We start from the raw sequence: 26531 nt of genomic DNA on the forward strand, positions 1-26531 counted from the left end.
ATTCAGTCGTGGGCCAGCCACTGCGGGTGGCCGCAAGGGCCGCCTGGCAAAGCCGTCAGCGAGCCGCTGGCAACGTCGATCACCAGGCTGACCAACGTGGCGTACTGACCGGCGATTGGCTGGCCGGCAATCGGATGGCAACAGACGGCACTGGCGCCGCCCAGATGGCTGTTCATCGCCGCCAGCACGTGCTGTGCGGTCAGGCCCTGTCGGCCGACCAGGCGACGGGTCAGCAGGTCGTAGCGCACCAGGGTGTCCGGGAATGCGCGGGGCTCGGTGTCGTGTTCACGGGCCGGGCTTGAGAGAAAGTGGTTGGTGTGCACCAGCAGGCCGTCGGCATCCGGGAACACCAGCCCCGGGCCGCCAGGGTGCAGCTCGACCGATACCGCTGCGCTGGAATTGTCCACGGCAGCGATCAGGGTCAAGGAACTTGAAGCGGACACCTTGGCCGAGCCCAGCAGTTGCAGGGCCTGATTGATGTCGTTGCAGCTGTCCAGCATCCAGCGCGAGGTCACATGCACCGGCACGCCAATCGCTTTGCCGTCGTGTTCGTGGTGCAGGATGTTGAAGTGCACGCCCAGGCCACGGCTGTTCACGCCGGCCTTGCCGACAATGCCGAACTCGGTGACGGTGGTGGTCAGGCTGCCATCAGCATGGGGAATCTCCCAGGTGAGCCACAGGTCAGCGAATTCGGCGTACCAGTCCCAGGTCTGCACCGCCACCGGTTTGCCGCTGAAGGGTTCGATGCGCACCACGGTGGAGCACTCGCCGCGCAGTTGCGCGCCAAGGTAAGCGAGGATTTCGGTGCGCGCGTTGATGGCGCCAAGGTAGGCCAGTTCCACACCCGAGCCCTCGGCCATACCCAGCAGTTCCTGATACAGCGGTGGCGCGAACGCCTCGATCTGCGCCAGGGCTTGTGCACCCAGAGCACGCAGGTCGAATGGACGGGTGGCGACGCGGTCGAACAAGGCCTGATAGGTCTCTACGCTGGCGCGAATCTTTTGCGCATGTTGCTGGCCGAACTCAAGGCCGCGAGCGTTCGGCTCGGTCTGGGTAGAGCGAAAAACGCAGGTCATTTCAACAACTCCAGTTGCGGTGCTACCTGACGGGCAACGTCATCCAGACGGGCGAACCAGACGTCGCCGTCATCGACCATGCGCTCGACAAGGCGCTCCAATTGTTCGAAGCGCGCGGCACGGCCGATCACTTCCGGGTGCATGGTGAAGCTGGTGTGGCGACCATCGCGGCGGGCCGATTCGTATTCCGCCAGCCAGCTGTCGAACAGCGCGCGCGGCGCGGTGAAGTTGCCGCCGTTATCGATGCCCCAGCCGAACATCGGATAGTCATCCAGCGACCAGTGCACCGGCAGTTCGAGGATCGACGCGCCGTTCCAGGTTTCGAAGTAGGGACGGTCGTCACCCATGCAGCTGGAGTCGTAGGTGAACCCGTTGGCCAGCACCAGTTCGAACGTCTCCGGTGTCAGCTCCCAGGACGAGGAGCGATAGCCCACCGGCTTCGGCGCTCCGGCCCGGGCCAGCGCTTCCAGCCCCCGGTGCATTTCCTCGGTTTGCTGCTCGGCGCTGACCTTGTCGCTGCGCAAGTGCATATGGCCATGGTGACCAATCTCGTGCCCCTCCTTGAGCAGCATCTCCACCAGGTGCGGGTGCTGTTCGGCGGTGTAGCCGGGCACGAAAAAGGTCGCCGGGATCTTGTGCCGGCGCAGCAGTTCGAGAATCCGCGGCACGCCACGGGTAACCCCGAACCGTCCTTCGGACAGACTGGTCAGGCGACGTGCAAACGCCGGGCTTTCGCCGAGAAAACCGGCCTCCGCATCGACGTCGAAGGTCAGGGAAACCCCGGTCGATTTGGTGGCTGGCCACCGCAGCTTGTGTGGGCTTTGAGTGTTCATCGATTTGACTCGCAATCAGGTTGAAATCAGTGGTGGTGCTTATCGCAGGCGCACGGATGCCCGTGGGCCATGAACTGCGCGGGTAGCACAGCCAGAGCTCAACAACGGCGATAAGGTTTTTCTTGCGTGTTAGATGACGGTCAGTTCAGCGGAGATCCACACCACCGCGACCGCCGCAATGAGCGCCAGATAAGGCAGGATCCCGGCCCTGGCATGGGGCAGTTCGATATCGCGACGCATCGACTCGGGAAACTGGCCCTTGTCCTGGATGTAGTGGCGATAAATGAACACCGGAATGATCAGCAGCGTGGCCACCAGGCCATTGCGCAACGTGTTCTCGCCGAGGAAGTTGGCACCGGCACCAACGAACACCAGATCGACAAAGCCGCACAGCGCACCCAGCCCCAGCAACCAGCCCGAACACTTGTAGGCGCGCGGCCAGTCGGCGCGATCGAGCCGGTGAATCCAGCCGGACTGCAGGTTGAGAAAGACAAAGATCATGTAGCAGACATTGGAGATCGCCAGCACCGACATGTAGTTCGACATCAACAGCAGGACCATGTTGAACAACAGATCGGTCCACATCGCGCGGGTCGGCGCGCCGTGCTCGTTGACGTGGGACAGGTACTTGGGCAGCCAGCCGTCGACAGAGGCCTGATAAAGGGTGCGCGAGGAACCCATCATCGAGGTCATCACCAGCAAAAGGATCGACAGAATCATCATCACGATGATCACGTTGAACACCACCGCACCGCCACCGACAAACCTGGCCATCGCCGCGCCCACCCCGGAGCCGTCGACGATGCTTGGCGAGAGCATGCCGGAAAGGCCCAGCTCACCCTGGAAGGCCAATGGAACGGCGATGAACATGAACAGGCACAACAGGCCGGAGGCGAAAATGGCCTTGAACGTGTCCTTCTGCGGATCCTTGAATTCGCGGGTGTAGCAGACAGCGGTTTCGAAGGCGAAGGTCGACCAGCACGCGAGGAACATCGCGCCCATCGCCAGGCTGATGCCCGCCGCGTTCCAGCTGCCCATGGTGGCGGCACCGGACGCATCGTGGCTCAGCGGCAGCAATGGCAGGAAGTTGGTCGACGGCATATCGCCGGTGATCATCGGCACCAGTGACACCACCAGCAAGGGTGCGAGCGAGGCGATACCGAGGATGCGCTGCATTTTGGCGGCGGCCGCGGCGCCACTGTGCTGCATCTTGAAGGTGATCAGCAGGAACAGCATCGCCAGGATGAAGGTGGCGTTGATCCGCAGCGTCAGGCCCGAGGTGATAAAGCCAAGGTCCAACAAAGTGACCTGCCAGGTGTTGACCACCGAATCAGCCGGGAACAGGCAACTGAGCATGTAGCCCGCCGCCAGGCTGGTGCCCAGCGCCAACATCGGCGACCAGGCGAGCCAGTTGCACCACACCGAGACCGGTGCGACGAACTTGCTGTAGCGCACCCAGCCGAGTGCGCCGTAGACCGAGGCCCCGCCGGATTTGTGTGGGTAGAGACCGGAAATTTCCGCGTAGGTGAAGCACTGCGCGAAGCCGATCAGCATCGCGATGACCCAGATGAACCAGGCCGGCTGCCCGATAAAGGCAGCCACCCCACCGATGGTGAAAAGCACACTCACCGGAACCCCGCTGGTGACCCAGAACGCGTCCTTCCAGGTCAGGCTGCGCTTGAGCTCATGGTTCTGGTCAGACACAGGGGCCACCGTCGCGGTACTGCCGAGTACGGCGTCTAGCCTAGCGCCGGAATTGGATTGCTGCATGGCGTGTCACCTCTTGTTTTTTTATCGATGCACAGCACAGCGCCTACTGGGTACGAAGCCATTTCAGTGCGCATGTGAGACATAAATAATCATCAAATCGCGAAACGCGCAACTTAAATCTATTTTTTTCGCGCATTGCGTAAACCGCGAAAACAGCGGAGAACCGTTTCATTTCGCGAAAACGTTGGTTTAGAGCGGCAGCAGGCAGGGACCGAACAGACGAGCGGCAAGCGGCGACCGGGCGTCAGTGGATCGAATATCGATGCGCAAAGAAAACGCATGAAACTTGTACTTTGCGCAGTTTTCGAACTCACCGGTCTGGTCGATGAGTTCCAGGAGGGAAACGGAAGGGAAAAAAGGTGACGCAGACGTGAAGCGATCAGCTGTCTCTTTCAGCCTCTGGCAGGGTGAAGCGAATCTTGTGCACCTTCACCTCCTGCAGGGTACGTACGTCCCGGATACCCGGCAGGCTGCGCACGCGCTGTTGCAGCGCCCACAGGCTATCGTCGTCGCTGCAGAGCACCTGCACACAGATGTCCGCGGTGCCCATGGTTGTCGACAGGTAACTGACCTGCGGCCAGCGGCCCAGGGTATCGACCGCCCGCTCATGATCCTGTGGGTCCACGTTGACGAACAGCAACGCAAGCTTGGCATGCCCCATCTTGGAAGGATCGGTGAACGCCAGGATTTGCAGGATGCCCTGATCCTGCAGGCGCTTGACCCGCACCCGGATGGTGGCCTCGGGCACCGAGAGGTTACGCGCCACTTCGCGGTAAGCGCGACGGCCATCTTCCTGAAGCTCACGGACGATGCCGAAGTCCAGCGGATCGAGAGTCGATATAGACATGTTCAAGGATTCCATCGGTTGACTCAGGGGTGCGTAGCGCTGAACACAACGAACAACCCCGGGTTAAAAACGGCTCAAAGGCTAGCAGATTCAGGTGCGGGTTATCAGGGGCCGGCCGCGAATCCCGGGCAACGCCTGCGCAGGTCAGGCACGAACAAATTCGTCTTCGCGCAAAAACAACACCCAACAATAACCCTATGAGCAAAATATAGTTCAGCCAAGTGTTGATTGCGCAACTATTACCATATAGTTTTGCGCAAACAACAATCAGGCATTACCGCGCAGCACGCTTTGCGCGATAAAAGCCCCCACGAGGCTCACCATGCAATTCGCCCACGAAACCGAAGCCCAGGCATTTCTGGCCAACAACCCCGATATCGAGCTGTTCGAACTGTTCATCCTCGACGCCAACGGCGTACCCCGCGGCAAGCTGTTGCATCGCGAGGAGCTGCTGACGGTCTACCGCAGCGGTCGACCGCTACCCAGCACCATCCTGGGTTTGACCCTGAGCGGTGACGACGTGGAAAACAGCGGGTTGGTCTGGGATGTGGGCGATATCGATTGCCGCGCCTACCCGCTGGCCGGCAGCCTGGTGCGCCTGCCGTGGCGCAAGGTGCCGACCGCTGCCCTGCAGGTCAGCATGCACCCGCAAGAAGGCCTTCCGGCCACGGTGGCGGACCCGCGCCACCTGCTGGCCCGGGTTGTCGATGCCATGGAGGCAGACGGTCTGTACCCGGTGATGGCCTGCGAGCTGGAGTTCTACCTGCTCGATGCCCGCAACGACGCCAATGGTCGCCCGCAACCGGCTCTCGACGCTGATGGAGGCCGGCCACGGCAAACCCAGGTCTATGGCCTGCGCGAGCTGGAGCAAATCGAACCCTTCCTCGGCGACCTCTACGCCGCCTGCAAGGCCCAGAGCATTCCCGTGCGTACGGCGATTTCCGAATACGCGCCCGGCCAGGTGGAAATCACCCTTGAGCACGGTCCGGTGTTGCAAGCCATGGATCAGGCCGTGCGCTACAAACGCCTGGTCAAGGGCATCGCCCATGCCCATGGCATGCGCGCCTGCTTCATGGCCAAACCCTTCGCTGACCTGGCCGGAACCGGCATGCACATGCATGTCAGCCTGGCCGATGCCGCAGGCAACAACCTGTTCGCCAGTGAAGACAAGGCCGGCACGCCTTTGCTGCGGCAGGCGGTGGGAGGCATGCTCGAATCATTGCTCGATTCGCTGCTGCTGTTCTGCCCCAACGCCAACTCCTATCGGCGCTTCCAGGCCAACAGCTACGCACCCCTGGCGCCCACGTGGGGCGTCGACAACCGTACCGTCTCGCTGCGCGTGCCAGGTGGCCCGGCCTATACCCGGCACGTGGAACACCGCATCTGCGGCGCCGATGCCAACCCTTATCTGGCGGCGGCGGCCATCCTCGCCGGCTGTCATCGCGGCATTCGCGAAGACCTGGATCCGGGCGAACCGGTGCAAGGCAACGGCTACGCCCAAGCCAAGCAATTGCTGCCAACCGACTGGCTGACTTCGCTGACGGCACTGGAGAATTCGGCGTGGGCGCGGGATGCGTTGGGACAGGAATTTCTGGGGGTGTATCTGGCGGTCAAGCGTGCCGAGTATCGGCAGTTCATGGCTGAAGTGGGTGAGCAGGATTGGCGGTGGTATCTGACGCAGGCGTAAGCCCGTTGGATGAACGCAATTCCCTGTAGGAGCGAGGCTTGCCCGCGAAAGGGCCGTGTCAGCCGACATCAATGGTGAATGACACACCGCTTTCGCGGGCAAGCCTCGCTCCTACAGGATCCACCTACTTTTGCCTGGACATTGTCATGACCCAACGCCCCCACTCCTACTACACCGCCACCCTCAACCAGGACACCGACTACCCCACCCTGCAAGGCCAGCACCAGGTTGACGTGGTGATCATCGGCGGCGGTTTCACCGGCGTCGCCACGGCCGTGGAACTGACGGAAAAAGGCCTGAAAGTCGCCATCGTCGAAAGCCACAAGATCGGCTGGGGTGCCAGCGGCCGTAACGGCGGCCAGGTCACCAGCAGCCTGTCTGGCGACGAGGCGATGCGCAAGCAGATGCACAAGTCCCTCGGCACGGAAGTGAACAACTTTATCTGGCGCCTGCGCTGGCGCGGTCAGGAGATTATCCAGGCCCGAGTCGCCAAATACGGCATCGACTGCGACCTCAAGCACGGCCATCTGCACGCGGCCATGAAACCTGCCCATCTGGACGAATTGCGCAGTTTCCATGACGAGGCCCAGCGTCGTGGCCTTGGCGATAGCGTCACCCTGCTGGACCGCGCTGGCGTGCGCGCCCACCTGGCCAGCGACCAATACCTGGGTGCGTTGAAGAACACGCGCAACCTGCACCTGCACCCGCTCAACCTGTGCATCGGCGAGGCACGCGCGGCAGAAAGCCTCGGCGTGCTGATCTTCGAGCACTCCCAAGTGCTGGAGATCGTCCACGGTGATCGCCCCGCCGTCGTCACCGCGCAGGGCCGGCTCAACGCCAGGCAGGTGATGCTGGCCGGCGATGTCTACCACAAACTGGAACCCAAACAGCTCAAGGGCAAGATCTTCCCGGCCATGGGCGGTATCGTGACGACCGCGCCGTTGGGCGAGCTGGCCAGGCAGCTCAACCCGCAGGACCTGGCGGTCTACGACTGCCGTTTTGTCCTGGACTACTACCGGATGACCGCCGATGGCCGATTGCTGTTCGGTGGCGGCGCCAACTACTCCGGACGCGACTCGCGGGACATAGCCGGCGAACTGCGCCCTTGTATCGAACGAACGTTCCCACAGCTCAAGGGCGTGGACATCGAGTTCCAGTGGAGCTGTGCCATGGGCATCGTGGTCAATCGCATCCCCCAGCTCGGCAAGCTGTCGGACAACGTCTGGTACTGCCAGGGTTATTCGGGGCACGGTATCGCCACCAGCCACATCATGGGCGAGATCATGGCCGAAGCCATCACCGGCAGCCTTGGCCACTTCGACACCTTCGCCGCCTGCAAGCACATCAAGGTTCCCATGGGCGACCTCTTCGGCAACCCGATGCTGGCGGCCGGCATGTGGTACTACCAGATGCTGGAAAAACTGCGCTGAAAACACCTGTTCACTACAACCCGCCTGCCCCGTTCGGTCAGGCGCGGTCAACCAATAAAGAGATCAACGATGTCTCGAATCCCCTTGTCGCGGTCAGCGCCTGCACTAAACAGTTGGGCCTGCACCCGTTCCATATCGTCGGAGACAAGTACGTCCGCGCGGTCGTCGAAGGCGCTGGAGCACTGCCGCTGGTGGTGCCGGCACTGGCCGCTCTGACCGATACTCAAACCCTGCTTGCGAGCATCGACGGCCTGTTGCTGACCGGCTCGCCGAGCAATATCGAACCCCGTCACTACCACGGCGAGCCCAGTGCGCCAGGCACCCTGCACGACCCGGCCCGTGACGCCAGCAACCTGCCGCTGATCAACGCGGCGCTGCAAGCCAGCGTGCCGTTGCTGGCGATCTGCCGTGGTTTTCAGGAACTCAACGTGGCGCTGGGCGGCAGTTTGCATCAGTGCGTACACGAAGTCGGCCGCTACGCCGATCATCGCGAGCCCACCGACCAGCCGGTAGAGGTGCAATACGCCGCCCGTCAGGCGCTGCTGGTGCAGCCCGGCGGCCTGCTTGAGGCGATGGGCCTGCCGGCCCGGATGCAGGTCAACTCGATCCATGGCCAGGGCATCGACCGTCTGGCCGAGCGTCTGCGTGTCGAAGCCCTGGCCCCGGACGGACTGATCGAAGCGGTGTCGGCAATCGATGCCCGGGCCTTCGCCCTCGGCGTGCAGTTTCACCCCGAGTGGCAGGTGCGCAGCCATCCCCACTACCTGACGATCTTCCAGGCCTTCGGCGCCGCCTGCCGTCAGCGCGCCGCACAGCGCTGAACTCAATCCAGCCCAATTTCAGGAGTACCCGACATGAGTCTTTCCCTTGCTGCCTGGGAACAACGCGCCAAGACTTTGCACATCGAAACCCGCGCCTTCATCAACGGCCAGTACACCGCAGCCCAGTCCGGTGAAACCTTCGATTGCATCAGCCCGATCGATGGCCGCCTGCTGGGCAAGGTCTCCAGCTGCGACCTGGCCGACGCCGAGTTGGCCGTGAACAATGCCCGCGCCACGTTCGACTCCGGCGTGTGGTCACGCCTGGCGCCAATCGAGCGCAAGGCCGTGATGATCCGTTTCGCCGAGCTGATCGACACCCACGGCGAAGAGCTTGCCTTGCTGGAAACCCTGGACATGGGCAAGCCCATCAGCGACTCGCTGAGCGTTGATGTTCCGGGGGCTTCACGGGCAATCCGCTGGAACGGCGAAGCCATCGACAAGATCTACGACGAAGTGGCCGCCACCAGCCACGACCAATTGGGCTTGATTACCCGTGAACCGATTGGCGTGGTCGCGGCCATCGTGCCGTGGAACTTCCCGTTGCTGATGACCTGCTGGAAGCTGGGCCCGGCGCTGGCCACCGGCAACTCAGTGATCCTCAAGCCGTCTGAAAAGTCGCCACTGACCGCCCTGCGCCTGGCCCGATTGGCCATCGAGGCCGGCATTCCCGCTGGCGTGTTCAATGTGTTGCCGGGCTTCGGTCATACCGTCGGCAAGGCCCTGGCCCTGCACATGGACGTCGACACGTTGGTATTCACCGGCTCCACCCGGATCGCCAAGCAGCTGATGATCTACGCTGGCGAATCGAATATGAAGCGCGTCTGGCTGGAAGCCGGCGGCAAGAGCCCGAACATCGTCTTCGCCGACGCGCCCGACCTGCAGGCCGCCGCCGAGGCTGCCGCCAGCGCCATCGCCTTCAACCAGGGCGAGGTCTGCACCGCCGGTTCGCGCCTGCTCGTGGAGCGTTCGATCAAGGACAGGTTCCTACCGCTGGTGGTCGAGGCGATCAAGGCCTGGAAGCCGGGCCACCCGCTGGACCCGGCAACCCGGGTCGGCGCCCTGGTGGATGCCCAGCACCTGAACACCGTGTTGAGCCATATTCAGGCTGGGCATACCGACGGCGCCAAACTGGTGGCCGGCGGCAGGCGCACACTGGAAGAAACGGGAGGCCTTTACGTAGAGCCGACCATCTTCGACGGCGTCCACAATGCGATGAGGATTGCACGGGAAGAGATCTTCGGCCCGGTACTGTCGGTCATCGATTTCAATGATGTCGAAGAGGCCGTAAGCATCGCCAACGACACTGACTACGGCCTGGCCGCAGCGGTCTGGACCAGCAACCTGTCGAGGGCGCACCAGGTCGCCAAGGCGCTGCGCGCAGGCAGCGTCTGGATAAACCAGTACGACGGCGGCGACATGACCGCGCCATTCGGGGGCTTCAAACAGTCGGGCAACGGGCGTGACAAGTCGCTCCACGCCTTCGACAAATACACCGAGCTCAAAGCCACGTGGATCAAACTCTGAGGCCAGCAAGAAATGGCGCTCCCCATCAATAACGGGAGCGCCATGCCTGAACACACAGGATCAGAGAAGGCCGCGCAGATTCGTCGTGCTACCGGCCAGTGCAAGTCGACAAGCCAACCCTCCCTATTCCCGCAAACTCGACTTCCACCTGCATCCCGGCCGACGCCCAGTAGATGCCGGTCCAGCTCCCACAAGCCACCAGATCACCGGCCCGCAAGGGGCTGCCCAGTGCCGCGGCGTGACGTGCCAGCCACGGCAGCGAACTCAGCGGCTCACCGAATGGATGGCTGCCAACACCGACGAACTCAGGCTTCCCGTCCACCCGCAACGCCACCTGTTGTTTTGACCAATCCGGTATTTTTTCCAGTGTTTGCGGTGCACCGAGTACCAGCGCGCGGTTGAGTTGCTGGTCGGCCAGCCGAAGCAGTGGCGCGGCCTGATCGCCCTGCAGCCAGCGCGTGCCACACAGTTCGATGCCCGGCATCCACGCATCGACCGCCGCATAGGCCATGGCCAAATCAGTGTGCTCGTCGAGGTCACGCGACAGGCGCACGATCAGTTCTCCCTCGATCCCGAAACCGAAGGCATCGCCCGGCGGAACCTGCCAACCCGACGGGTGTACCGCCGATGCCGGTACCCCGGCGGTGCTGATCAATCCTCCCGGAGCGCCGCCCAGTTTCCAGGCCGCCGGCGGCCCGGAGGCGAACCAGCCGAGGGCATCCGCTACCTGCTGCTGCACCGCATAGGCTTCGTCTTCGCTCGCCAGTTCCACGGCTGGCAACGGTTGCTGGCGCCCCTCACGCCAACCACGAATCAGGCTGGCGGCCACCTGCGCGACCACGCTCACAATGGCAACTCAGTCTTGCGTCGGCGCACTTGCGCAGGCGCCGGGCGCTCGCACGGCAGAAACCGGCCGCGCCCCGCCTCACCGCGCGGCTCGCCGTCCCACACCACTTCACCGCGAGACATAGTCATGGCCGGCCAGGCGCTCAGCGTCATGCCGGCGTAAGGCGTGTAATCGACGTTGTGGTGCAGCATTTCGTTGTTCAGGTGCACCGGTTCACCCTCGTTCCAGATCACCAGATCGGCATCGGCACCCACAGCGATGCTGCCCTTGCGCGGGTACAGCCCATACATCCGGGCGGCATTGGTGGAGGTCAACGCAACGAAGCTTTGCGGGGTGATGCGTCCACGGCGCACGCCTTCGGACCAGAGCAGTGCCATGCGGGTTTCGACGCCGGGAATGCCGTTGGCGATCTGGTCGAACGACACCGCTTCGCCGTGGGCCTTCTTGCCATCGGGGCCATCGAAGCGAAAGGGGGCGTGGTCGGACGAGAAAATCTCGAACGCGCCATTCTCCAGGCCATCCCAGATCACCTGCTGGTTGGCCGCATCGCGCGGCGGCGGGCTGCAGATGCACTTGGCCCCTTCGAAGCTGTCGTCACACCCCAGCGAATCGGCGGTCAGGAACAGGTACTGCGGGCAGGTTTCGGCGTACACCTTCAACCCCTGGCTCTGCGCCCAGCGAATCTGCTCCACGGCCTCGCGCCCCGACACGTGCACGATCAGGATCGGCACGTCCACCAGCTCGGCAAGGGCGATGGCACGATGGGTCGCTTCGCGCTCCACCAGCATCGGTCGCGACGTGGCGTGGTAGCGCGGCGCCGTCAGCCCGGCCGCCAGCAGCCGCTCGGTCAGCCAGGCGATGCAATCGCTGTTCTCGGCGTGGAGCATGACCATGGCACCCTCACGGCGCGCAACCGACAACGTCTCGAGGATCTCCCGGTCACCCAGCTTCAGCGCATCGTAGGTCATGTAGATCTTGAACGATGTGTAGCCTTCGGCAATCAGGGCCGGCAGTTCTTCACGCAGCACCTGCGGGGTGGGGTCGGTGACGATCAGGTGGAAGGCATAGTCGATCACCGGCTTGTTGCCCGCCCGGCGATGGTAGTCGTCGACGGCAGCGCGCAGGCTTTCGCCCTTCTGCTGGCAGGCGAACGGGATGACGGTGGTGGTGCCGCCGCAGGCCGCCGACACCGTGCCGCTGAAAAAGTCATCGGCCATCACCGAGCCGTCTCCCGTCGGCTGGTCGAAGTGCACGTGGCTGTCGATACCACCGGGGGTGACATGCCGGCCTGCCGCGTCGATTTCCCGGACACCTTGCGGCAGGTCCAGGCCAAGGGAGACGATGCGCCCGTCACGAATACCGATGTCACTGGTGAACGTGTCCGCGGCGGTGACCACCCGGGCGTTGCGAATCACTGTATCGAAAGCTTGCATATCAGGTCTCTTCGAGAAGTCACCGGCTGCGGTTGCGCTCAAGTTCGCTCAAGCCAGGCACGGGCGATTTCCTCGCGCGTCGCAAACCAGACACCGCCATGCTGCTTGGCATATTCGATGAATTGCTTGATCGCCCTGACCCGCCCGGGACGACCCACCATGCGTGGGTGCAGCCCGATCGACATCATCCGAGGACCTTCAGCCGACTCCTCATAAAGAACCTCGAAGCTTTCTTTCATGTACTCGAAGAAGTCCGATGCCTGGGACAGCCCCGGAGAGTTCCAGTAGCGGAAATCGTTCACGTCGGCGGTGTAAGGCACCACGAGGTGACGCTTGCCCTCGACCTCGACGAAGTAGGGAACATCGTCGTTATAGGCATCGGAGTCGTAGAGGAAACCACCCTCCTCGGCAACCAGACGGCGGGTATTGACGCTGGCACCATAACGGCAATACCAGCCAACCGGACGCTTGCCACAGGTGCGCTCGAATGACTCGATGGCCAGGCGCATGTGTTCACGTTCCTGTTCTTCCGTCAGGCGAAACACTTCCTCCCAGCGATAACCGTGGCTGCAAATTTCATGACCACCGGCCACCGCAGCGCGCGCAACATCAGGGTTCTGCTCGAAGGCCACGGCGCACGCATGAAACGTCGCCCGTACCGATTGCTGGTCGAGAATATCCAGAATTCGCCAGATCCCCACGCGCGAGCCGTACTCGTACATGGACTCCATCGCCAGATTGCGCGTGCCGTCGGGGATGGAATAGCTACCCCATTCGGTCATGGACTCCTGGTCCGGGTCGCCCATGGCCAGTGAGCGTTCGGAGCCCTCTTCGTAGTTGATCACCAGGCTGATGGCCAATCGTGCGCCATTGGGCCAGGTACCTTGCGGGCGTTTTCTGCCGTAACCCACTAAATCGCGTGCAGGTGAAACCATCGGGATGTTCTCCTGAAGTGACTGGTTAAGAGTGACTGGTTAAAAGTGACGGGTTGAATAAGTACGTAGCGAAGGTGCGACCTAGCAGTCGATATCTTTCAGTCGGTCATGGCTGAAGGTGCTATCCGATTGCCACTCGCTGAAGGCCAACCCCATGGCCAGGGATTGCGCAATGCAGAACGAGGCGGTAAGCGAACGAAAGCCCAGCAGTTCGGCGTCGTTGACCTCAATCACCGTATCGGCCATTTGCCCGATAGGGCTCAGAACGCTGTCAGTGATCGCCACCAGCGTCACGCCCGCCTGGCGCGCCTGGCGGCAAGCCTCAACGGTGTCGTTGGCGTATGGCGGAAAACTGACCGCTATCAACAGATCATCCTCGGCTATGGCGCTGACCTGCTCCGGCAAGGTGCCGCCCGCACCGCTGATGTGCACGGTTCGACGGCCCACGCGACTCAACGCGTAGCTCAGATACGCCGCCACCGGAAAGGCGCGACGCATGCCAATGACGAAGGTGGTACGCGCCACTTGCAGATGGGCGATGGCCGCTTCGATATTGGCCTGCTCACCGCCTTCGGCCAGGTGTTCCAGGGAGACGATATTGGCCTGGCTGAACTCCCGCAGAATCGCGCCGACGTCGCTCGGGTCTTCCAGCAACGTCTCACCGCCGTAGTGCCGAATGCGTTCGCTGCGTTCGCTCTGAGAGTCGGCAGCCTGTTGCAGCGGTGCACGGAACAGCCGCTGCAAATCCTTGAAACCTGCAAAGCCCAGGGCCTGGGCCAGCCGTATATAAGCGGCAGGCGCGATACTCGAACGCTTGCCCAGTTCGGCGACCGTGTTGAGCGCAATCTCATGCGGGTTGTCGATCAAAAATCGGGCAGCATCACGCAAGCGACCGGTCAGGTTTTCGTGCTGGGCGGCGATACAGTCACGCAGCTCTGCAAGGGTTTCAGGTAAGGCCATGATCAAGGCTCGTCAAATGAGTAGGGTGTAGGCCTGTCAACGCAATGCATCGATTGCCTGGTCCAGCGCCGTGATGAGGCGGTCGACTTCTTCCAGCGTGTTGTAATGCGCCAGCGACACCCGCACTACCCCGCCAAACCGGTCGAGCCCAAGGGCTTCGATAAGTCGCCGCGCATAGAAGTCACCAAAGCGAATGCCGATCCGGTGCTCATCGACCCTGCGCACGATAGCCTCCGACTGAACGCCCTCCACCACGAAACTGATCGTTGGCACCCGGTTGCGGGTATGTGCCTTGCCAATGATCCGCACGCCCTCGCGCTGGCGCAAAAATGCCAGCAGACGCTCGGCGAGCAAATCTTCCTGCACCTCGAAGGCATCGAACGCCGCCTGCATGCACTCGCGCTCGCTGCCCTGGGCGCCAAGCCGGGTGCTGACGTCGAGCAGATAGTCGGTGATGCCGATGCAACCGAACGACAACTCGTAATTCACGTTGCCCGGCTGCAATTTATAAGGCACCACGTCCTTGCCGATGAAGAAGTGGTTCAGGCTCGGCATCTCCAGCAGCAGGTAGCGTCGTCCCCACAACACGGCGAAGTGCGGGCCGAAGGTCTTGTAGAAGCTGTAGACGTAGAAATCGGCACCGCTGGCCTGCACATCCACCAGGCGATGTGGCGCATAGGCGACGGCGTCCACGCACAGCTTGGCGCCCACCGCATGGACACGTCGCGCCACTTCGGCGACCGGGTTGACCGAGCCGAGAATATTCGAGGTATGGGTCATCGCCACATAGCGGGTGTTGTCATTGAGCAACACCTGCAGGTCATCCAGTTCGAGCTCACAGGTGTCGGGATTGACCTGCCACACCCGCAAGGTCGCGCCACGGCTTTCGCACAAGTTGACCCACGGACCGATGTTCGCCTCGTGGTCGCAGTTGGTGACGATGATCTCATCGCCCGGGACGATCGACGGGGCGATGGCGCGACAGAGGATCTGCAACAAGTGGGTGGTCGAGCCGCCCATGATCACTTCTTCGGGATGCTCCGCGTTGATCAACTGCATGACCGAGCGACGTGCCTGCATCACGCGCTCGCCAGCGACAACCGAAGGCTGGTAGGAAGCGCCCAGTTGCACACTGTTGTTGAGCATGTAATCACAGACCCGCTCAGCCACGGTGCTCAGCACCATCGAACCACCGGAGTTATCCATGTAGGCATAACCATCGGCCAGACCTGGAAATTGCTTGCGAACGTAATCGATATCGAGAGGATTCACTCTACTTTCTCCAGCCGGATTCAATGATGCAGGATGGCCTGCAGGAACGCTTTTGTGCGTGTCTCTTGAGGCGCGGTAAAAAACGGTTCGGGGATGTTCTGCTCAACAATGCGTCCGCTTTCCATGAAGATCACCCGGTCGGCGACCCGGCGGGCGAAGCCCATCTCATGGGTGACCACGACCATCGTGACACCGGAGCGCGCAAGGTTTTGCATGACGTCGAGCACTTCGCCCACCATTTCCGGGTCCAGCGCGGACGTCGGTTCATCGAACAGAATCGCCCGAGGCTCCATGGCCATGGTGCGAGCGATCGCGACACGCTGCTGCTGGCCGCCAGACAACTGGCTGGGGTATTTGTGCGCGTGATCGCCCATGCCGACCTTGACCAACAATTCCCTGGCCCGGGCATGGGCATCACGCCGACTCAAGCCCCGCACCCGGATCGGCGCCAGCGACACGTTGTCGAGGACAGTGAGGTGCGGATAGAGGTTGAAACTCTGGAACACCATGCCGACTTCGCTGCGGATGGCGGCCAGGCGCGGGCCGTTTTCAACCCGCTCGCCGGCCACGCGGATATGGCCTTGCTGGTAGTCTTCAAGCAGGTTGATGCAGCGGATCAAGGTCGATTTCCCCGAGCCCGACGGGCCAAGAATGACCACCACTTCACCTTCTTCAACCTGCAGATTGATATCGCTCAACGCCTTGAAGTTGCCGTAGTACTTGTCGAGCTTTTCGATGTCGATCAAGGTGCTCATGCGGTTTTTCCTCCCGAGGCGTTACGGCGTTCAATCCAGCTGACCATCTGTACCAACGGCAACAGCAGCAACAGATACAACAAGGCAGCCCCTACCAACGGTGTCGGGTTGGCAGCCAGTGCCTGCGCCTGGGTGGCCTGCTTGAGCAGGTCAGGCATCGCCACCACCGAGGCGAGCGCCGTGTCCTTCATGACGTTGATGCAATTGCTGGTCATGGGCGGCATGACGATGCGAACGGCCTGCGGCAGCACGACGTCGCGCATGGTGTTGAAAAAGCTCATGCCCTGGGAGGCCGAGGCTTCGAACTGGCCACGGGGAATGGCCTCGATGCCCGAGCGGAAAATCTCTGCGCTGTAGGCACAGGAGACCAGCGAGAGCGCACTGGCGGCGGCGGCAAAGGACGACAGCCGAATCCCCACAAAAGGCAGCGCGTAATAGATCAGTACCAGCAAAACCAGCAGCGGAATGGAACGCATGATATCGATGTAGATACGTGCGAACGCTCGAACGGGTGCGTAGGAGTACAACCTCAACAGCGCCAGCAACAGCCCGCCCACCAGGCCCAGGGCAATACTCACCACCCCGAGCAAAATGGTGACGCCCAGACCACGCATCATCAGCGGAAGCGACTCGACGAGCACATTCCAGTTAAAAAATGTCTGCAAAAGATCCATGGGATACCTCGGTCAAAACAAGTGGCGAACGGGCGTCGCCACTTATATGCAACAGCAGCAAGGCTTACTTGAGGACAGCGGTCACTTGCAGGGTGCTCGAGTCTTTGGCCGCTTCGGTACCGAACCAATCCTTGTGGATCTTTCCGAGTGTGCCGTCTTCTTTCATCTTGCTGATGATGTCGTTGACCTGATCGCTCATCGCCCAGCCTTTGGCGTGCATCAGCGAGTAGCGTTCACCGGTGGGAACACGCGCGACGATGGTGTATTGCGGCTTGTCCTTGATGTAGTAGAGCACCGCGGGAATGTCGCTGAGGTAGCCATCGATGCGCCCGGAGGCCAGGTCGAGCATGGCCGGCGACAGCCCTTCATAACGCGAGACGTCGGCGAATTTGTACTCGCCCTTGTGTTGGCCAACCCACATGTCGCCAGTGGAGCCTGTATCGACGCCAACGACCTTGTCGGCCATATCACCCAGGCTCTTGACCTTGGACGAGGTCAGCGCGGTCAGTGACTGGTCGCTGTCGAAGTAAGGCTGTGCGAAGGCAACCGATTCCAGTCGTTTAGGGGTGATGGTGATCGACGAAATAGCGATATCGACACGCTTGGATTGCACGGCACTGAACAGGCCGTTGAAAGGAATGTTGATGAACTCGACGCTTTTCCCGGCGCGTTTGGCCACTTCTTTAACAACATCGACTTCAAAGCCGACGAACTCCCCTTTGGCGTCCTGAAACTCCCAGGGCACGTTGCCAACGTTGGCCCCTACCGTCCAGTCGGCCGACCAGGCCGGCAGTGCAACGGCGGCGGTCATGAACAATCCCAACATCACTTTCGCTTTCATGTTTGCTCCCGATTGTTTGTTTTTTTAGGTGCCAACAGCGGTTGATCTCGTACAACGTGGGATCGAGAGTAAATCAGTGGATTATTTATTTCAATACCGTTTATCCATGAATTTTTTACTCCAAAACGAGCTTCAGTTTTCTTTAAATGACGGCGCAATCTCCACCGTCACGGCCGACACCGGCCGGCTGCAACAGAGCAGGATGTCGCCGTTGTCGGGCGCGTCCAGTGGCGCCTCGAAGTACTCGACCGAGCCACTACGCAAGCTCACCCGACAGGCATTGCAAAGCCCGGCCCGGCAGTTGAACGCCGGTTGCAGGCCAGCCTGTTCGGCCAGATCAAGCAGCGAATGACAGTCCGGGTTCCAGGCCATGCGGGTGCCGGAAGGTAGAAACTGCACCATCAATGCCTCATCTGCCGCCGCTTCCCGGACAGGCGATACCTCGGTTACCACAGGGCTGGTTTCATCTTCTTCGAGAACGGTCGCGGGGCCGAAGAACTCGTAATGGATACGCTCCTTGTCGACGCCCAGTTCGCGCAGCAGCCGCCAGTTCGCCTGCATGAACGGACGCGGACCGCACAGATAAACCTCGTAGTCATCAATTGGCAGCAGCGCCTGCAGGGTTGGCCGCTCGATCAGTCCCTGGCTGTGGAACGCCTTCGTACCGAGATCGTCAGGGCCGGGTTGGCGATAGCAAAAATGCACGTCAATCCCCGGACGACTCGCCGCCAGCGCCAGCACTTCATCGCGAAAGGCATGCACGGCCCCGTTCTCGCAGGCATGGACAAAGTACACCCGGCGTTGCGAATCGACGCTCAGGCTATGCAGCATGCTGACCATCGGCGTGATGCCCACTCCCCCGCTGAACAGCACCACCGGCCGACGGCTTTCCTCATCAAGTACGAAGTCCCCCACCGGTCCTGCGATCTCGAGCAGGTCACCGACCCGCACGTGCTCATGCAGATAGCCCGAGCCCTTGCCCGCGGGCAAGTCAGGCCGGCCTGCGGGCGCGGGCTCGCGTTTCACCGAGATGCGCAGATGCGTCGCATCGCGGGCTTTGCCCGACAGGCTGTAGTTACGCAGCAGCGTGCCGCCGTCGTCCCCTGGCAGGCGAACGACGACGAACTGACCCGGGCGAAACGCCGGAAGCGGATCGTTGGCGGCCAGCAGGAACGAGGTGACCAGCTCGCTTTCCCGACGTTTTTCGACAACCCGGTAGGTTAAAAAGCCTTTTTGAACGGCTGGCGGTTGCTGATGGATGCTCATCTCAAACCTCCCGCTCTACCGACTGGGTGTCGAGTTGCTTCACCGCCAGCAAGGGACTGGTGTTTTCCTGCGCGATCAATTTTTCCAGCGCGCGCCGAAACCGCAGCGGGCCCGAGTCCGTGACCAGGTCGATGTTCGGCGTGCGCCTGTTAGTCATGCCTCGCTGCACGGCACTCAGCACCACCCGATCCTCGCTGAAGGCGAAACGCACGCTTTCATCAAACTGACGGGACACCTCCTCGCTGTCCTGGTCGAAATTGCGCAACTGAAACCAGAAATAGCGGGTGTTGGATTCGTCGATGGGTGTCATGAAGTTATAGGAACTCATCAAAAACACCTGATCGTGCAGCGGTCCCTCATCGCTGCCCGTTCCCGCTGGCGAGAACAACGACTTGATAATGGCGCAGGAGGGAAAGTGAACCTCGTAGTGCTGCTTGCGATCGCAGCGACCGCTGAACTTGACGAACTGGGCATAGAAAGGCGCCACCTCCACATCACGCATCCACCGCGACACTGTCACGCCGGCGTCCGTCACGATGGTCTTCAGCGGTTCGTCTTCGCACGCGGCATTACCGAACGACGTCTGGTGCACCCACGCCACATGCGCGGGATCGAGCAGGTTATCGGTCATGTACAGGTAATTGCATTCGACCGTCATGCTGCCGCCGCGATTGATGCCCCAGCCGGGATCACCCCATTCCTGCACGTTGAAGATGCTCGCGGGGTCGGCCAGCTCGGCATCACCCATCCAGATCCAGATCAATCCGTAGCGCAGGGCCAATGGATAGCTGCGAACCCTGGCGCCTTGCGGAATGCGCTGGCTGCCTGGTGCACGGACACAGCTGCCAGAGCAATCGAAGGTCAGGCCGTGATAACCGCATTCGATCCGGTCACCGATTTTGCGCCCCATCGACAAGGGTAATTTGCGATGCGGGCAAGCATCCTCGAGTGCGACGGGCGTGCCGTCGAGCTTGCGGTACAGCACGATCTGTTCACCCAGGATGGTGATCGGGTACAGGCTTTCGGTGAGCGTGGTTTCCTCGGCAACCACATACCAGGCATTGCGTAAAAACATCGTCGAATCCTCTTGTTGTTGTTCTGGGCGCTTGCAGGCAAGCGGGGTGACGACTCCAGAATACGAGGATATTTTTCATTGAAAAGATGAGGAAAATCGCTATTTCATTTAGTTTTCCTAAACGATAATTCCGTCAGAACAGACCGGAGAACGCCTGATGACACCCCTGCCCTCCCTGCGCGCACTGGAAGTTTTTGAAGCGGTCGGCCGTTACGGCGGCATCACTGAAGCGGCCCGGCGCCTGGGTATTACGCCGGGTGCGGTCAGCCAGCAGATGAAGTTGCTCGAAGAAAGCCTGGGGCTGAGTTTGACGCTCAAGGTGGGCAAGCAAATCCACCTGACCGCCGCCGGGCAGCGCTATCACAAAAGCTGTACGTCGGCCTTCGAAAGCCTGCGCATTGCTCACACGGAAGTCGAGCGCTCGAAGAACCCCACCAATATGCGCATCAGCGCGTTGCCGTCGCTACTGTCGCAATGGCTGGCACCCCTGGTGTTCGCCTGGCAGGACAAGCATCCGGAACTGGACGTGTTCCTCGAAGGTACACACGAAGAGCCTTCACCCGAAGGTTACGAATTCGACTTTCGCTTTACCTACAGCGACCGTGAGTACGTGGGCAACGCCGTCGAGCTGTTCCATGACTACGTAGTCCCCGTCTGCAGCCCATCCTTGCTGCGTGCCGACGCGCCGTTGCGCACGCCGGCCGACCTGTTGGCCTATCCGCTGCTGTCCATCGACTGGCTGCCGAAATTCGTGTCACCGCCGTCGTGGCGAGACTGGTTCACTGCGCAACAGGTGGACTGCCCACAGCTGCGACAGGGTTATCGGGTGTTTTCCCTGTCGTACATGGCGATTCAGGCGGCGGTACAGGGTCAGGGCGTGGCCTTGGGACAAGCCTCGATGATTGTCGATGAACTGGCCACCAGCCGTTTGATCATGCCCTTCCCCAGTGCCCTGCCAATGCCGACGTCGTACTTCATGGTGAGTTCCAAAAGCGCCTATGAAAAAGCCCATTGCCGGGACTTCCAGCGCTGGCTCGTGGCACGCGGGCGAGAGCAGTCGGCCATCAATGCGCGACTGCTGGGGTTATCCGGTTGATTTCACGGCGATTTTCGGGCGCCTTGTCTGCGCATAGGCGTATCTGCCGTAGCTCGGTAAACTAGCCGGCATGCGTGTCGGGGTAACTTTTCAATTCAGGAATCAACGTGACCAAATCTAATGAGGACAATGCGTCTCTGGAGTCCTTTTCGCTCGAGAGTCCCTCCCCGCTGTATGCGCGGGTCAAGCAAATCATCATGCAAAAGATTCGCTCCGGTGCCTGGTTGCCCAACTCCAAGGTGCCGTCTGAAAGCGAACTGCTGAATTTGCTGGGGGTCAGTCGCATGACCATCAACCGCGCCTTGCGCGAGCTGACCATCGAAGGCTCGCTGGTGCGCATGCAAGGCGTGGGTACCTTTGTCGCGGAGCCCAAGGGACATGCCGCGCTGTTCGAGATCCACAACATCGCCGAAGAAATCGAGGCCCGGGGTCACGAGCATCGCTGCGAAGTCATCGTGCTCGAAGAAATGCCCGAACGAGCCCGTGCCTCAATGCCCTTCCCCCTCGAAGGGGTCAAGCGCCTGTTCCACTCGGTGGTGGTGCATCACGAGAACGGTGTGCCGGTGCAGATCGAAGAGCGCTTCGTCAATGCCGAGGTCGCTCCCGCTTACCTGCAGCAGGACTTCACCAAGGTCACGCCCTACGCCTACCTGATCCAGTTGGCGCCGCTGACCGAAGGCGAACACGTGGTCGAGTCGATCCACGCCAAGTCGGCGGAGTGCAAGTTGTTGCAGATCAAGCGCTATGAGCCATGCCTGTTGATTCGCCGCCGTACCTGGGCAGCCAAGGGCCAGGTCGGGTGCGCACGACTGGTTTATCCGGGTTCGCGCTATCGCCTGGAAGGCAAGTTCGGTAACTGATTCAAGGGTCGAGCGGCCCCCGCTTGCCGCTCGACCTACCTGTTGTTGCAGACAGTCTGCTGACATTGTTACTGCCGCTGCCCAAAGTGGCAAAAAGGTGACATTTCGTCGTTTCCCTTCGCACCAAAGTGTTACGTAAAGCCCATCCTCGCACCAATCCATTGCAAAGTTGCAACAGAATTTTTGCTTAGACTTCGTGTCGCTCATTTTTCTTTGAATTTTTATGTCATTGATTTTTAACATTTTATTTGATTTTTGAGTTTTTCTGAGGTTCGAAAAATTCAAATTTGGCCCTTCACTTGCATTCACTTGTACATACAGGTTGATATAAGCGCATACAGACATGCTGCACCGCGCCGTCGACCCGCCAACCCGTGAATGAGGAAATGACCATGACCGCCAAGACCACCCGCCTGCGTGACGTCGAAATCCGTGCCGCCCGTGGCAACAAGCTGACCGCCAAAAGCTGGCTGACCGAAGCGCCGCTGCGCATGCTGATGAACAACCTCGACCCGCAAGTGGCCGAGAACCCGAAGGAACTGGTGGTCTACGGCGGCATCGGTCGTGCGGCGCGTAACTGGGAGTGCTACGACAAGATTGTCGAGAGCCTGACCAACCTGAACGACGACGAGACCCTGCTGGTGCAATCCGGCAAGCCGGTCGGCGTGTTCAAGACCCACAGCAACGCCCCGCGCGTACTGATCGCCAACTCCAACCTGGTGCCGCACTGGGCCACTTGGGAACACTTCAACGAACTGGACGCCAAGGGCCTGGCCATGTACGGCCAGATGACCGCCGGCAGCTGGATCTACATCGGCAGCCAGGGCATCGTCCAGGGCACCTACGAAACCTTCGTCGAGGCCGGTCGCCAGCACTACAACGATGATCTGAAAGGTCGCTGGGTCCTGACCGCCGGTCTGGGCGGCATGGGTGGCGCGCAACCACTGGCTGCTACGTTGGCCGGCGCTTGCTCGCTGAACATCGAATGCCAACAAAGCCGTATCGACTTCCGCTTGAGCAGCCGCTACGTCGACGAGCAAGCCAAGGATCTCGACGACGCCCTGGCCCGCATCGCCAAATACACCGCCGAAGGCAAGGCCATTTCCATCGCCCTGCTGGGTAATGCCGCCGAGATCCTGCCGGAACTGGTGCGTCGCGGCGTGCGCCCGGACATGGTCACCGACCAGACCAGCGCCCACGACCCGTTGAACGGCTACCTGCCGGCCGGCTGGACCTGGGAGCAGTATCGCGACCGCGCCATCACGGATCCGGCAATGGTGGTCAAGGCCGCCAAGCAATCGATGGCGGTGCATGTCCAGGCCATGCTGGACTTTCAAAAACAAGGCATCCCGACCTTCGACTACGGCAACAACATCCGCCAGATGGCCCAGGAAGAAGGCGTGGAAAACGCCTTCGACTTCCCAGGCTTCGTACCGGCCTACATCCGCCCACTGTTCTGCCGTGGCATCGGCCCGTTCCGCTGGGCGGCACTGTCGGGCAACGCTGAAGACATCTACAAGACCGACGCGAAAGTAAAAGAGCTGATCCCGGACGACGCCCACCTGCACAACTGGCTGGACATGGCTCGCGAGCGCATCAGCTTCCAGGGTCTGCCGGCACGTATCTGCTGGGTTGGCCTGGGCCTGCGCGCCAAGCTGGGCCTGGCGTTCAACGAAATGGTCCGCAGCGGCGAGCTGTCGGCACCGATCGTGATCGGTCGCGACCACCTGGACTCCGGCTCGGTCTCCAGCCCGAACCGCGAAACCGAATCGATGCAGGACGGTTCCGACGCCGTGTCCGACTGGCCATTGCTCAACGCCCTGCTCAACACCGCGAGCGGCGCGACCTGGGTTTCCCTGCACCACGGCGGCGGCGTTGGCATGGGCTTCTCCCAGCACTCGGGCATGGTGATTGTCTGCGACGGTACCGATGAGGCGGCCGAGCGCATCGCTCGCGTGCTGCACAACGACCCGGCCACTGGCGTCATGCGTCATGCCGATGCCGGTTACCAGATCGCCATCGACTGCGCCAGAGAACAAGGGCTGAACCTACCGATGATTACCGGCAAGTAATGCTTGCCCTGTAGGAGCAAAGCTTGCTCGCGATAGCGATGTATCAGCCAGCGAAGATGTTGAATTTGCCGGCCTCATCGCGAGCAAGCTCAGCTCCTACACAGGGAAACCTAAAGCCCCCATACGAGGAAACTGCCATGAGCAGCAGCCCGTTTACCCAACAACTGCAAGGCGTTCGCGTGCTGGATTTGAGCCGCGTGCTGGCCGGCCCGCACTGCACCGCGATGCTGGCGGACCTTGGCGCCGACGTGATCAAGTTCGAAGTGCCGGGCCACGGAGATGACAGCCGTCACCTGGGTCCTTTCAAGGACGGTGAGAGCGTCTACTTCGGCCTGATCAATCGCGGCAAGCGCAGCGTCGAAATGGACTTCAAGTCCAAGCAAGACCTGGCCCGCCTGTATGAACTGGTGCGCGACGCCGACGTCGTCGTGGAGAACTTCCGTCCCGGCGTGACCCGTCGCCTGGGCATCGATTTCGACACCCTCAAGCAATACAACCCCGAGCTGATCTACGCGAGCATCTCAGGCTTTGGCCAGCACGGTCCGCTGTCGACCAACCCGGCCTATGACATCGTCGCCCAGGCCATGTCCGGATTGATGAGCGTCACCGGTTTTGCCGAGACCGGACCGACACGCAGCGGCGAGGCCATCGGCGACTTGTGCGCCGGGGTCTACGCCGCCTGGGCGATCAGCTCGGCGCTGTTCGCACGCGAGCGCCACGCACCGGGTGCGCAATACATCGACGTCGCCATGTTCGATGTGTTGTTCAGCCTGCAAATGACCGGCCTGTCCAATCTGTTTGCCAATGGCGTCGCGCCGGGCCTGGTGGGCAACCGTCACCCGGTGTCGACCCCCTTCGACACCTATCGCGCGGCAGACGGCCAAGTGGTCATCGCGGTCGCCAGCAACAAGCTGTTCCAGCGCTTGTGTGAATGCATGGGCAAGCCGGAACTGGCCAGCGACCCACGTTTTGCCGACGACCCGCAACGCACATCGAACGAGCCTGCATTGCGCGCAGAGATCGAACACTGGACGCGCCAGCTGAGCGTCGACCAGGCCTGCGACATTCTGCTCGATGCCGGCGTGCCCTCTTCCCCGGTGTGGAACCTCGCCCAGGCGGCCGACAGCGAACAGGCGCAAGTGCGTCAATTGCTGGTACGCCCGCAAGGTGCAGCGCAACCACTGGTGCCGCAACCGGTGTTCTTCAACGGCCACAAACCCCATGCCCTCACCCTCGCCCCGCGCCTGGGCGCCGACAACGAGGCATTCGGACTGAACAAACAGGAGCTTTCCCATGAACTTTGAATTGGACCAGGTCGAACTGGCCGTTATCGAATCCGCTGAAAAACTGGCCCGTGAAGTGATCCAGCCACGAGCCCAGCATTACGACGAAACCGAAACGTTCTGTGCCGAGAGCCTGCAAGCCCTGGCGGAACTCGGTGGAATGGGCATCAACCTGCCTGAAGAATATGGTGGCCTGGGGATCGGCAGCCTGGCCATGAGCCGCGTCGTCGAGGCCGTTGCCGGTGCCTGCGCATCCACGGCCTCAGCCTTGACCGCGCATTTTCTGGCGACGGATTCGATCCTGATCGGTGGCACCGAACAACAGAAACAGGAATGGCTGCCCCGCGCCGCCAGCGGTGAGTTGCTGGGGGCATTCGCCTTGACCGAACCGGCGGCGGGCTCCAACCCGGCCGACATGCGCTGCCGCGCGCAAGCGGAAAACGGCGGCTGGCGAATCCGCGGCAGCAAGCACTACATCACCAACGCCCGCGAAGCCGGTTTCATCGTGCTTTACGCCAAGACCGACGCCGACGCCGGACACAAGGGCATCAGCGCCTTCATGATCCCCCAGGGCACCGCCGGCATCAGCTTCTCCAGCCCGGAAAAAACCATGGGCCTGCGCGGCAGCACCATCTATGAGCTGTCCCTGGATTGCTGGGTGCCCGCGTCGGCATTGTTGGGCAGCGAAGGCGCCGGCTTCAACACCGCCATGGCGGTGCTCGATCGCGGCCGCGTCGAAGTGGCCGCCATGTCCCTGGGCGTGGCCAACGCAGCCTTGCAGGCCAGCCTTGGCTGGATTCGCGAACGGCAGATCGGGCCCAAGCCGCTGGCGGCCTATCAAGGCACCCAATGGCGCATCGCCGACATGTACACGCAACTGGAAGCGGCACGCATGCTCACCTGGAAAGCCGCCGCGCGCCGCGACAGCGGTGAACGTTTCAGCCTGGAGTCGGCCACCGCCAAACTGTTCGCCGCCGAATGCGCCGGTTTCATAACCGATGCCGCGCTGCAACTGCATGGCGGTTATGGCTACATCCGCGACCTGCCGCTGGAGCGCTATGTGCGTGACGCGCGAATCCTGCGGATTTTCGAGGGCACCTCGGAAGTGCAGAAAATCATCATTTCGCGCAGCGTCCTCGACGCCCAGCGTTAACCGAGCAAAAAAACCGGGGCC

General features: G+C 61.5%; 23 protein-coding genes. 9 read left to right on the forward strand and 14 right to left on the reverse strand.

The window, feature by feature from the left end; all coding sequences use genetic code 11:
- Positions 1–2: 2 nt before the first annotated feature.
- The 4 genes from DKY63_RS06625 to DKY63_RS06640 form a co-directional block, all read right to left on the reverse strand.
- Positions 3–1076: a C45 family autoproteolytic acyltransferase/hydolase gene (locus DKY63_RS06625; RefSeq protein ID WP_204354305.1), complete on the reverse strand. Its 1074-nt coding sequence runs from the start codon at positions 1074–1076 to the stop codon at positions 3–5.
- Positions 1073–1909, reverse strand: coding sequence for a polysaccharide deacetylase family protein (locus tag DKY63_RS06630; RefSeq protein WP_110963367.1), 837 nt, complete (start codon positions 1907–1909; stop codon positions 1073–1075). The genes DKY63_RS06625 and DKY63_RS06630 overlap by 4 nt, the downstream gene beginning before the upstream one ends.
- Before the next feature lie 129 nt (positions 1910–2038).
- Complete coding sequence (locus DKY63_RS06635; RefSeq protein ID WP_110963368.1) at positions 2039–3679, reverse strand: APC family permease; 1641 nt, start codon at positions 3677–3679, stop codon at positions 2039–2041.
- 379 nt (positions 3680–4058) lie between these two features.
- Positions 4059–4526: an Lrp/AsnC family transcriptional regulator gene (locus DKY63_RS06640; RefSeq protein ID WP_110967863.1), complete on the reverse strand. Its 468-nt coding sequence runs from the start codon at positions 4524–4526 to the stop codon at positions 4059–4061.
- A 322-nt stretch (positions 4527–4848) separates the two neighbouring features.
- Here DKY63_RS06640 and DKY63_RS06645 point away from each other — a divergent pair, with 322 nt between their 5' ends.
- From DKY63_RS06645 to DKY63_RS06660, 4 genes are all read left to right on the forward strand, one after another.
- Positions 4849–6213, forward strand: coding sequence for a glutamine synthetase family protein (locus DKY63_RS06645; RefSeq protein WP_110963369.1), 1365 nt, complete (start codon positions 4849–4851; stop codon positions 6211–6213).
- Between the two features lie 146 nt (positions 6214–6359).
- A complete protein-coding gene (locus DKY63_RS06650; protein WP_110963370.1) occupies positions 6360–7643 on the forward strand; it encodes an NAD(P)/FAD-dependent oxidoreductase in 1284 nt (427 codons plus the stop codon).
- 62 nt (positions 7644–7705) lie between these two features.
- The gene (locus tag DKY63_RS06655) at positions 7706–8464 is read left to right on the forward strand and encodes a gamma-glutamyl-gamma-aminobutyrate hydrolase family protein (RefSeq protein ID WP_110967864.1); all 759 of its coding nucleotides are present in this window, start codon (positions 7706–7708) and stop codon (positions 8462–8464) included.
- A 33-nt stretch (positions 8465–8497) separates the two neighbouring features.
- Positions 8498–9988 carry an aldehyde dehydrogenase gene (locus DKY63_RS06660; protein WP_110963371.1) on the forward strand — a complete coding sequence of 497 codons (1491 nt, stop codon included), beginning with the start codon at positions 8498–8500 and terminating at the stop codon, positions 9986–9988.
- 88 nt (positions 9989–10076) lie between these two features.
- Here DKY63_RS06660 and DKY63_RS06665 read toward each other — a convergent pair whose 3' ends face one another.
- From DKY63_RS06665 to DKY63_RS06710, 10 genes are all read right to left on the reverse strand, one after another.
- Positions 10077–10835 carry a 2-keto-4-pentenoate hydratase gene (locus DKY63_RS06665; protein WP_110963372.1) on the reverse strand — a complete coding sequence of 253 codons (759 nt, stop codon included), beginning with the start codon at positions 10833–10835 and terminating at the stop codon, positions 10077–10079.
- Positions 10832–12268: a dihydropyrimidinase gene (hydA, locus tag DKY63_RS06670; protein WP_110963373.1), complete on the reverse strand. Its 1437-nt coding sequence runs from the start codon at positions 12266–12268 to the stop codon at positions 10832–10834. Before hydA ends, DKY63_RS06665 begins: the two co-directional genes overlap by 4 nt.
- Before the next feature lie 38 nt (positions 12269–12306).
- Positions 12307–13203: an allantoinase PuuE gene (locus tag DKY63_RS06675; RefSeq protein ID WP_110963374.1), complete on the reverse strand. Its 897-nt coding sequence runs from the start codon at positions 13201–13203 to the stop codon at positions 12307–12309.
- Positions 13204–13284: 81 nt separating this feature from the next.
- Positions 13285–14163, reverse strand: a complete 879-nt coding sequence (locus DKY63_RS06680) for a MurR/RpiR family transcriptional regulator (protein ID WP_110963375.1) — start codon at positions 14161–14163, stop codon at positions 13285–13287.
- A 36-nt stretch (positions 14164–14199) separates the two neighbouring features.
- Positions 14200–15435, reverse strand: a complete 1236-nt coding sequence (locus tag DKY63_RS06685; protein ID WP_110963376.1) for a cysteine desulfurase-like protein — start codon at positions 15433–15435, stop codon at positions 14200–14202.
- Positions 15436–15455: 20 nt separating this feature from the next.
- The gene (locus tag DKY63_RS06690) at positions 15456–16190 is read right to left on the reverse strand and encodes an amino acid ABC transporter ATP-binding protein (RefSeq protein WP_110963377.1); all 735 of its coding nucleotides are present in this window, start codon (positions 16188–16190) and stop codon (positions 15456–15458) included.
- Entirely contained in the window at positions 16187–16864 is a 678-nt protein-coding gene (locus tag DKY63_RS06695; protein WP_110963378.1) for an amino acid ABC transporter permease, read from the reverse strand. The genes DKY63_RS06690 and DKY63_RS06695 overlap by 4 nt, the downstream gene beginning before the upstream one ends.
- A gap of 64 nt (positions 16865–16928) precedes the next feature.
- Positions 16929–17705: a transporter substrate-binding domain-containing protein gene (locus DKY63_RS06700; RefSeq protein WP_110963379.1), complete on the reverse strand. Its 777-nt coding sequence runs from the start codon at positions 17703–17705 to the stop codon at positions 16929–16931.
- A 132-nt stretch (positions 17706–17837) separates the two neighbouring features.
- Positions 17838–18971: an FAD-binding oxidoreductase gene (locus tag DKY63_RS06705; protein ID WP_110963380.1), complete on the reverse strand. Its 1134-nt coding sequence runs from the start codon at positions 18969–18971 to the stop codon at positions 17838–17840.
- 1 nt (position 18972) lies between these two features.
- Positions 18973–20046, reverse strand: a complete 1074-nt coding sequence (locus tag DKY63_RS06710; protein WP_110963381.1) for an aromatic ring-hydroxylating dioxygenase subunit alpha — start codon at positions 20044–20046, stop codon at positions 18973–18975.
- Positions 20047–20203: 157 nt separating this feature from the next.
- Here DKY63_RS06710 and DKY63_RS06715 point away from each other — a divergent pair, with 157 nt between their 5' ends.
- From DKY63_RS06715 to DKY63_RS06735, 5 genes are all read left to right on the forward strand, one after another.
- Positions 20204–21142: a LysR substrate-binding domain-containing protein gene (locus DKY63_RS06715; RefSeq protein ID WP_110963382.1), complete on the forward strand. Its 939-nt coding sequence runs from the start codon at positions 20204–20206 to the stop codon at positions 21140–21142.
- Between the two features lie 107 nt (positions 21143–21249).
- Positions 21250–22002, forward strand: a complete 753-nt coding sequence (gene hutC, locus DKY63_RS06720) for a histidine utilization repressor (protein WP_110963383.1) — start codon at positions 21250–21252, stop codon at positions 22000–22002.
- 392 nt (positions 22003–22394) lie between these two features.
- Positions 22395–24074, forward strand: coding sequence for a urocanate hydratase (gene hutU / locus DKY63_RS06725; protein ID WP_110963384.1), 1680 nt, complete (start codon positions 22395–22397; stop codon positions 24072–24074).
- A 137-nt stretch (positions 24075–24211) separates the two neighbouring features.
- On the forward strand, positions 24212–25378 hold the full coding sequence (locus DKY63_RS06730) for a CaiB/BaiF CoA transferase family protein (protein WP_110963385.1): 1167 nt from the start codon (positions 24212–24214) through the stop codon (positions 25376–25378).
- Entirely contained in the window at positions 25368–26510 is a 1143-nt protein-coding gene (locus DKY63_RS06735) for an acyl-CoA dehydrogenase family protein (protein WP_110963386.1), read from the forward strand. Before DKY63_RS06730 ends, DKY63_RS06735 begins: the two co-directional genes overlap by 11 nt.
- The last annotated feature ends 21 nt before the right edge of the window (positions 26511–26531 follow it).

The sequence above is a fragment of the Pseudomonas putida genome (assembly GCF_003228315.1).
In the GTDB taxonomy this organism is placed as follows: Bacteria; Pseudomonadota; Gammaproteobacteria; order Pseudomonadales; family Pseudomonadaceae; genus Aquipseudomonas; species Aquipseudomonas putida_S.

What these genes read in the sequence shown, in the direction of transcription:
- DKY63_RS06635 (WP_110963368.1), bottom strand. Translation starts at nt 3,679, where the DNA reads ATGCAGCAATCCAATTCCGGCGCTAGGCTAGACGCCGTACTCGGCAGT.
- DKY63_RS06630 (WP_110963367.1), bottom strand. Translation starts at nt 1,909, where the DNA reads ATGAACACTCAAAGCCCACACAAGCTGCGGTGGCCAGCCACCAAATCG.
- DKY63_RS06715 (WP_110963382.1), top strand. Translation starts at nt 20,204, where the DNA reads ATGACACCCCTGCCCTCCCTGCGCGCACTGGAAGTTTTTGAAGCGGTC.
- DKY63_RS06675 (WP_110963374.1), bottom strand. Translation starts at nt 13,203, where the DNA reads ATGGTTTCACCTGCACGCGATTTAGTGGGTTACGGCAGAAAACGCCCG.
- DKY63_RS06660 (WP_110963371.1), top strand. Translation starts at nt 8,498, where the DNA reads ATGAGTCTTTCCCTTGCTGCCTGGGAACAACGCGCCAAGACTTTGCAC.
- hydA (WP_110963373.1), bottom strand. Translation starts at nt 12,268, where the DNA reads ATGCAAGCTTTCGATACAGTGATTCGCAACGCCCGGGTGGTCACCGCC.
- DKY63_RS06640 (WP_110967863.1), bottom strand. Translation starts at nt 4,526, where the DNA reads ATGTCTATATCGACTCTCGATCCGCTGGACTTCGGCATCGTCCGTGAG.
- DKY63_RS06735 (WP_110963386.1), top strand. Translation starts at nt 25,368, where the DNA reads ATGAACTTTGAATTGGACCAGGTCGAACTGGCCGTTATCGAATCCGCT.
- DKY63_RS06705 (WP_110963380.1), bottom strand. Translation starts at nt 18,971, where the DNA reads ATGAGCATCCATCAGCAACCGCCAGCCGTTCAAAAAGGCTTTTTAACC.
- DKY63_RS06710 (WP_110963381.1), bottom strand. Translation starts at nt 20,046, where the DNA reads ATGTTTTTACGCAATGCCTGGTATGTGGTTGCCGAGGAAACCACGCTC.
- DKY63_RS06690 (WP_110963377.1), bottom strand. Translation starts at nt 16,190, where the DNA reads ATGAGCACCTTGATCGACATCGAAAAGCTCGACAAGTACTACGGCAAC.
- DKY63_RS06730 (WP_110963385.1), top strand. Translation starts at nt 24,212, where the DNA reads ATGAGCAGCAGCCCGTTTACCCAACAACTGCAAGGCGTTCGCGTGCTG.
- DKY63_RS06695 (WP_110963378.1), bottom strand. Translation starts at nt 16,864, where the DNA reads ATGGATCTTTTGCAGACATTTTTTAACTGGAATGTGCTCGTCGAGTCG.
- DKY63_RS06650 (WP_110963370.1), top strand. Translation starts at nt 6,360, where the DNA reads ATGACCCAACGCCCCCACTCCTACTACACCGCCACCCTCAACCAGGAC.
- DKY63_RS06645 (WP_110963369.1), top strand. Translation starts at nt 4,849, where the DNA reads ATGCAATTCGCCCACGAAACCGAAGCCCAGGCATTTCTGGCCAACAAC.
- DKY63_RS06700 (WP_110963379.1), bottom strand. Translation starts at nt 17,705, where the DNA reads ATGAAAGCGAAAGTGATGTTGGGATTGTTCATGACCGCCGCCGTTGCA.
- hutU (WP_110963384.1), top strand. Translation starts at nt 22,395, where the DNA reads ATGACCGCCAAGACCACCCGCCTGCGTGACGTCGAAATCCGTGCCGCC.
- DKY63_RS06680 (WP_110963375.1), bottom strand. Translation starts at nt 14,163, where the DNA reads ATGGCCTTACCTGAAACCCTTGCAGAGCTGCGTGACTGTATCGCCGCC.
- DKY63_RS06625 (WP_204354305.1), bottom strand. Translation starts at nt 1,076, where the DNA reads ATGACCTGCGTTTTTCGCTCTACCCAGACCGAGCCGAACGCTCGCGGC.